This window comes from Frigoribacterium sp. AC759, assembly GCF_979256015.1.
Map to the genome: position 1 here is coordinate 160,791 of NZ_CEEDMT010000001.1, position 7,094 is coordinate 167,884.

Consider the following 7,094-nt stretch of genomic DNA (forward strand, 5'->3'; position numbering starts at 1 on the left):
AGTAGCCATCATGGAACTCACCCCCTCCCTCCACCGCATCGGCAACGACGTGGTCGCCGCCTACTTCGTCGTCACCCCCGCCGGTGTCACCGTCATCGACGCCGGGCTGCCCGGTCTCCACACCGAACTCGTCGCCGAGCTGGCTCTGATCGGCCGCTCGCTCGCGGACGTGAAGGGGCTGATCCTCACGCACGGCGACGGCGATCACATCGGCTTCGCCGAGCGACTGCGTCGCGAGCACGGCGTGCCCGTGTTCATCCACGCGGGCGACGCCGCCCGAGCGAAGGGCGGCGCCAAGCCGAAGAACGCCAAGCAGCAGATGCGACTCGGGGCCCTGCTCGGGTTCGTCGCCTACACGCTGCGCAAGGGCGGCGCGAAGACGACCTGGCTCACCGAGGTCGTCGAGCTGCAGGGCGGCGAGACCCTCGATCTGCCGGGTTCGCCGCAGATCATCCCGATGCCCGGGCACTCCGAGGGCAGCATCGCCGTGTTCGTGCCCGGCGTCGACGCCGTGTTCGTGGGCGACGCCCTGACGACGCGGCACGTGCTGACCGGTGCGGTCGGGCCTGCACCGGCGCCGTTCACGGACGAGCCGGAGCAGGCCCTCGACTCGCTCTCGGCGCTCGTCGAGACCGGTGCGACCTGGGTCCTGCCCGGTCACGGCGCCCCCTGGAGCGGCGGGGTCGCCACCGCCGTCGAGGCGGTTCGCGCCGCCGCCCGCTGCTGCTAGACCGTCGCGGGCACCGCCGCCGGCACCACGCGCACCAGCACGGCCTTCGACACCGGCGTGTTGCTGCCGATCGACGCGCTGTCGAGCGGGACGAGCACGTTCGCCTCGGGGAAGTACGCGGCCGCGCAGCCCCGCGCCGTCGGATACGCCACGACCCGGTAGTCGCGCAGCACGCGCTCGACGTCGTCCGTCCACTCGGTGAAGACGTCGACCCGCTGGCCGTCGACGAGGCCCAGCTCGGCGAGGTCGTCGGGGTTGATGAAGACGACCTCGCGCCCCTTCTTGATGCCGCGGTAGCGGTCGTTCAGGCTGTAGATCGTGGTGTTGTACTGGTCGTGCGACCGCAGGGTCTGCAGCAGGAGGCGCCCCGCCGGCCGCTCGACGTGCTCGAGCTCGTTGACCGTGATCATCGCCTTGCCCGCCGCTGTGTCGAACGTCCGCGAGTCGCGGGGCCCGTTGGGCAGCACGAAGCCGTCACGACTGCGCACCCGCTCGCTGTACCGCTCGAAACCCGGCACGACCCGGCTGATGTGGTCGCGCAGCGTGTCGTAGTCGTCTTCGAACGCCTGCCAGTCGATCTCGAGATCGGCTCGATCACGGAGTGTCACTCGGGCGAGTCTGCTGACGATGGCGACCTCGGACAGCAGGTCGGGCGCGACCGGCGGCACCTGGCCGTGGCTGCCGTGCACCGAGCAGACGGTGTCTTCGACGGAGACGAACTGCGGACCCGACTTCTGCACGTCGATCTCGGTGCGACCGAGGGTCGGCAGGATGAGCGCCTCGGCACCCACGACGGCGTGCGACCGGTTCAGCTTGGTCGACACCTGGACGGTCATCTCCGTGCCGCGCATGGCGGCCTCGGCCAGCTGGGTGTCCGAGATCGCGGCCACGAGGTTGCCGCCCATGCCCATCCAGAACTTGATCCGCCCCTCCTGCATGGCCTTGATGCCCTTGAGCGCGTCGACGCCGTGCTCCCGCGGCGGGTCGAAGCGGAACTCCCGCTGCAGCGCGTCGAGGAACTGGTCGGACATCTGCTCCCAGATGCCCATCGTGCGGTCGCCCTGCACGTTGCTGTGCCCGCGGATCGGCGAGGCGCCGGCGCCGGGTCGGCCGATGTTGCCGCGCAGCAGCAGCAGGTTGATGATCTCCTTGATGGTGTCGACGGCCTTGCGGTGCTGCGTGATGCCCATCGCCCAGGTGATGATCACGCGTTCGGCCGAGATGTAGCGCTCGGCGAGCTCGTCGATCTCGGCGCTCGTGATGCCCGTGGCGAGCAGCACCTCGTCGTCGTCGACCTTGGCGATGTGCTCGCGGAAGGCGTCGAGCCCCACGGTGTGCTCGGCCAGGAACCCGTGGTCGAGCACGGTGCCGGGCGCGGCGTCCTCTGCGGCGAGCACGCGCTTCGCGACCGCCTGCAGCAGGGCCATGTCGCCGCCCAGCCTGATCTGCACGAACTGGTCGGCGATGTTCGTGCCGCGACCCACGATGCCGCGCGGCAGCTGCGGGTTCTTGTACCTGCGGAGACCGGCCTCGGGCAGCGGGTTCACGGCCACGATCGCCGCTCCGTTGCCTTTCGCGTCTTCGAGCGCCGTGAGCATGCGGGGGTGGTTGGTGCCGGGGTTCTGCCCCAGCACGATGATGAGGTCGGCCTGCTCGAAGTCGTCGTAGGCAATCGTCGACTTGCCGACGCCGACGGTCTCGCCCATGGCCGCACCCGTCGACTCGTGGCACATGTTCGAGCAGTCGGGCAGGTTGTTGGTGCCGAAGGCCCGCACGAACAGCTGGTACTCGAACGCCGCCTCGTTCGAGGTGCGACCCGAGGTGTAGAACGACGCCTCGTCGGGGCTGTCGAGCGAGTTCAGCCTGTCGCCGATGATCTCGAACGCGCGCTCCCAGCTGACCGGCTCGTAGTGGTCGCTGCCGACGGGCTTGTGCACCGGCGTCGTCAGGCGGCCCTGCATGCCGAGCCAGTACTCGGACTTCTCGAGCAGGTCGTCGATCGAGTGCTCGGCCCAGAACGAGTCGGGCACGAGCACCGGGTTGGCCTCCCAGGTGACCGCCTTGGCGCCGTTCTCGCAGAACTCCGCGACCTTGCGGTGGTTCGGGTCGGGCCAGGCGCAGCTCATGCAGTCGAAGCCGTCCTTCTGGTTCAGCGAGGTCATCAGCTTCACGGTGCGGGCGAGACCGAGCTGCTTGATGGCGGGCTCCATGGAGTGCAGCACGCCGGGCACGCCGGCCGCCCACTCGCGCGGGGGGCCGACCTCGATGTCGTCGTCGTTCACGTCGTCGACGGGGGGCTTCTCGGTCACGGTCTCGATCCGATCGTCAGGGGCACGGGGGAGGAGGCGCGGGTCGCGCCCGAAGGGGAGGTCGAGGAGGCGCTGGTCGCGTCGCCGGAGGAGGTCGAGGAGGCGCTGCTCGCGTCGCCGGAGGAGGCGCGCGCCGTCTCGTCGGGAGCCCCCAGCCGGTCGGGTCGCGAGTACACGACCATCGAGCGGCCGCGGAGGAACCCCACGATGGTCACGCCGAGCTCGGTCGCCAGGTCGACGGCGAGCGACGACGGCGCGGACACGGCGGCGAGCATCGGGATGCCGGCCATCGACGCCTTCTGGGTGAGCTCGAAGGAGGCGCGACCCGAGACCATCAGGACGGTGCCTCTCAGGGGGAGCCGCCCCTCCTTCACGGCCCAGCCGACGACCTTGTCGACGGCGTTGTGCCGACCGACGTCTTCACGCAGCACGAGCAGCTCGCCCGTCGCGCCGTCGAAGAGGGCGGCGGCATGCAGCCCGCCGGTCTTGTCGAAGACGTCTTGGCCCTCGCGAAGCCGATCGGGGAACGTCGCCAGCAGGGCCGGGTCGAGCACGAGCGGATCGTGCAGCACCGAGTGCTGCGACTTCGTGCGCACCGCGTCGATGGAGGCCTTGCCGCAGAGGCCGCACGAGCTCGTCGTGTAGAAGGCGCGCTCGAGGCTCGGGTCGGGGGCGGGCACCCCGGGGGCGAGTGCGACGTCGAGCACGTTGTAGGTGTTGAGCCCCTCGGCCGTCGCGCCGGCGCAGTACCTCGCGGCGGCGAACTCGTCACCGGTCGAGATGACGCCCTCGGAGACCATGAAGCCGGCCGCGAGATCGAAGTCGTGGCCAGGCGTCCGCATGGTGATGGCGAGCGAGCGCCCGCCCACGCGGATCTCGAGGGGCTCTTCGACGGCCAGGGTGTCGATCGTGCGCCGGACTCCGGTCGACCCGTCGTCGTCGACGGTCAACCGGGTCACGGGTTTCCGTGACGTTATTCGTGCCATGGGTCAGGTCTACCCCCGTTCGCCGCAGATCACCATGGGAGCGCCAGCGCCGGCACGGTCTCGCCGGCCCGGGCGCCGCCCGCGGGCACGATCAGCAGACCGTCGGCGTCGGCCAGACCGCGCAGCATTGCCGACGACTGCCGCACGGTCGGCAGCGCACCGTCGACCGTGTCGCGGTACGCCTGCACGAGCACGCCCGAGCGCGGGTGCGGCACGTCGACGGCGAGGGTCACCTGCCGAGGAGGCGCGGGTCGCCGCCCGAGCAGCCCCCCGATCAGAGGCGCCCCGACCACGACGAGCCCGACGAACGCGGCCATCGGATTGCCGGGCAGGCAGAGGTGGAGTGTGCTGCCGCGCCGAGCGACGAGCAGCGGCTGCCCGGGGCGCATCGCCATCCCGTCGACGACCAGCTCGGCGCCGAGACGGTCGAGCGCCGCCCGGACGTGGTCGGTGCTGCTGTGCGCCGTGCCGCCCGTCGTGACGACGAGAGCGGCGTCGGGGCGATCGAGGGCTGCGATCGTGGCCTCGAGATCGTCGGCGACCCGCTCGCTCGACACCTCGCCCGCCCCGAGGGACTGCAGGAGGCGCGGCACCGGCACTGAGAAGACGTCGCGCACGCTGCCCGGTCGCGGCACACCCGACGGCACGATCTCGTCGCCGAGCACGGCGACGGCCACCCGGGGTCTCGCGACGACGGCGACGTCGTCGAGCCCGGAGACGGCCGCCACCGCCACGCGCGGAGGGGTGAGACGGGTGCCGCCGACGAAGAGCAGGTCGCCGGGTCGGGCCTCTTCGCCGGCACGGCGGATGTGCTGCGGAGGAGCCGCCGGTTCATCGACGGCCGTGAGCAGGCCGTCGACGATCAGCCCGGACTCCGAGCGCAGCACGCGGTCGGTGCCGACGGGGATGACGGCGCCCGTCGTGATCGGCCGGGCGGTGCCGGTGTCCAGACCAGGCTCGCCGGGGTCGACCGGCCCCGCGACGATCGTCGGACCGAGCCGCCACGGCCCACCGCCGCGGACAGCCCAGCCGTCCATCGCGGAGGCGTCGAAGCCGGGCACGGACGCCAGCGCACGGAGGTCTTCGGCGAGGGTGCGGTCGACCGCCTGATCGAGACCGACCCGTTCGGCGGCACCGCGGAGGGAGAGACCGGCCTCGTGCGCGGCGGTGCGAGCGGCCTGCCAGTCGGCGCGGACGAGCGTCACGCGGTCGGATCGCCCGGGTTCGGGTCGCCCGCGGTCGCCCCGGTCGCGAGCTCGGTGGCGATCGCCACGGCCCGCGCGACGTCGGCTTCGGTGCCGCCGGCCAGACCCGCGGCGTAGCCGACCAGGTACGTGGTGAGGGGTGCGGCCGGTCGGGCCACGTTGTGCGCGGCGTCTCGGGCCAGATCGAGCACGGTCGCGACGTCGATCACGGTGTCGGCGGGCAGACCCAGGGCGGTCGTCAGTCGAGCGGCCCAGTCGTCGAGTTCGGAGGGGGTGTCGGTCATGTGCACACTCAACCAGCAGCCGGTGACATCGGGGTCGACGCGGGTCGCACGCCCAGCCGCTCGGCGTCGGCGGGCGTGTCGACGTCGGCGCAGAGCGCGTCGTCGAGCGCGACGTCGTCGAGGTCGAGTCCGTCGAGCAGTCGTCGCATCGAGAGCCCGGCCAGCGGCCCGTCGGCGAGGAGCGCGTCGAGCCGATCGTGCAGGGCGGCCGTGCGGTAGAGCGCGAGCAGCGGCTGCCGACGTCCGTCGCCGTCGAGGGCGATCAGGCCGTCGCCGGTGTCGTCCGCCCCGCTCCGCCCCTCTCGGAGGGCGCGGACGGCGGCGGAGGCGCGGGGCAGATCGCAGGCCAGCACGAGGGTCGACGGCGACGGATCGTCGACGGCGGCGAGTCCGGCGGCGAGGGCGGCCACCGGGCCCGACCACGGTGGATCCTCGCGGGTCGATATCGCGTCGGCGGGGAGGGCGGCCCCGTCGCGGGCGCCGACGACCACCAGGGTCGCCGCACCCGACGCGGCCTCCACGGCCTCCGACAGCAGGGTCACGCCCCGGGTCGTGAACGCCGTCTTGTCGACCCCGCCCACGCGGGAGGCGCGCCCGCCGGCGAGCAGGACGGCGTCGAAGGCGGGGAGCATGCGACCATCCTGCGCGGTGGAGACCGGGCGCGGCCACGACGGGGCCGTGCCAGCGGGCTTGGACGTCGAGCCTTCAGGACGACACGTGTCATCCTGACGGGCGAGGAGCGACGACCCGCTCCGCCAATAGTCTCGGGGCAGCGGCCGGGGGTCGTCCCGACACCGCCGGTCTGCGGTACCACGGAGGTAGAACATGAAGCGCATCCTGACGGGCCTGGCGGTCGCCACTGCAGGCGCGGCACTGCTGGCGGGCTGCACCTCGTCGCCCGTCGACCCCGACCCGTCGATGGACGCGACGACGTCGTCGTCGCCGTCGCCGGTCGCGACGGAGGTCGCGACGGCGCCGACCGCCACGCCCCCTGCGAGCCCGGCTCCGACCGACGCGGTCGAGCCGGCATCCGCTTCGATCCCGACCGACTGCACCGACGTGGTCGACGCCGAGACCTACGCCGCCACGATGGGCGACGCGCCCCTGAACGACCCGGTGCAGTACCAGGGCCCGATGGGTCAGGTGACCCCCACGACGCCGGCTGCCGATGCCGATCTCCGCGAGAAGGTCGACGCCGCCGGCGTGCTCCGCTGCGGATGGCGCGACCCTCGGGCCGACATCACCGGTCTGCGCGTCACCGTGTCGGTCGTCGACGCCGCGACCGCCGAGGCCTACCCGGCGTGGTTGGCGGAGTTCCGCGAGCCCAGCACGGTGTTCTGGCTCGACGGCGTCGCCTACGACTGCTCCGACGGCTACGGCGGGTCGTTCTGCCAGTACACGACGGAGGACGAGATGTACGGCGTCGAGATGAGCGACACCGTGCTGGTCCGTGACGGCGTCGTCGTCACGGTCGTCCAGGCGAACGTGCCGACCGACGATCTGATGGGCTCGATCGTCACGCGCATCTGGGGCTGAGAGCGGGCGGACAGGCAGGAGGCGGGGGGGGGGGGGGGGGGGGG

7 protein-coding genes are annotated in these 7,094 nt (G+C 72.3%); 2 read left to right on the top strand and 5 right to left on the bottom strand.

Translation table 11 applies throughout. From position 1 onward, the window contains the following. Window positions 1-10 precede the first annotated feature (10 nt). Window positions 11-730, top strand: a complete 720-nt coding sequence (locus ACZ6JE_RS00740) for an MBL fold metallo-hydrolase (protein ID WP_464317942.1) — start codon at window positions 11-13, stop codon at window positions 728-730. On the opposite strand, the gene ACZ6JE_RS00745 is transcribed toward ACZ6JE_RS00740, so the two are convergent. The 5 genes from ACZ6JE_RS00745 to mobA are packed head-to-tail and all read right to left on the bottom strand — an operon-like array spanning window position 727 to window position 6,146. Further along, the gene (locus ACZ6JE_RS00745) at window positions 727-3,039 is read right to left on the bottom strand and encodes an FdhF/YdeP family oxidoreductase (protein ID WP_320477020.1); all 2,313 of its coding nucleotides are present in this window, start codon (window positions 3,037-3,039) and stop codon (window positions 727-729) included. The two genes, ACZ6JE_RS00740 and ACZ6JE_RS00745, sit on opposite strands and share 4 nt — an antisense overlap. Then, the gene (gene fdhD / locus ACZ6JE_RS00750) at window positions 3,036-4,025 is read right to left on the bottom strand and encodes a formate dehydrogenase accessory sulfurtransferase FdhD (RefSeq protein WP_464317943.1); all 990 of its coding nucleotides are present in this window, start codon (window positions 4,023-4,025) and stop codon (window positions 3,036-3,038) included. Before fdhD ends, ACZ6JE_RS00745 begins: the two co-directional genes overlap by 4 nt. A gap of 29 nt (window positions 4,026-4,054) precedes the next feature. Next, entirely contained in the window at window positions 4,055-5,230 is a 1,176-nt protein-coding gene (locus ACZ6JE_RS00755; RefSeq protein WP_464317944.1) for a molybdopterin molybdotransferase MoeA, read from the bottom strand. After that, the gene (locus ACZ6JE_RS00760) at window positions 5,227-5,514 is read right to left on the bottom strand and encodes a DUF6457 domain-containing protein (RefSeq protein WP_197981789.1); all 288 of its coding nucleotides are present in this window, start codon (window positions 5,512-5,514) and stop codon (window positions 5,227-5,229) included. The genes ACZ6JE_RS00755 and ACZ6JE_RS00760 overlap by 4 nt, the downstream gene beginning before the upstream one ends. Before the next feature lie 8 nt (window positions 5,515-5,522). Continuing rightward, entirely contained in the window at window positions 5,523-6,146 is a 624-nt protein-coding gene (gene mobA / locus ACZ6JE_RS00765; RefSeq protein ID WP_464317945.1) for a molybdenum cofactor guanylyltransferase, read from the bottom strand. Window positions 6,147-6,339: 193 nt separating this feature from the next. On the opposite strand from mobA, the gene ACZ6JE_RS00770 reads away from it, so the two are divergent. Continuing rightward, complete coding sequence (locus tag ACZ6JE_RS00770) at window positions 6,340-7,050, top strand: hypothetical protein (RefSeq protein WP_192059670.1); 711 nt, start codon at window positions 6,340-6,342, stop codon at window positions 7,048-7,050. Window positions 7,051-7,094 lie beyond the last annotated feature (44 nt).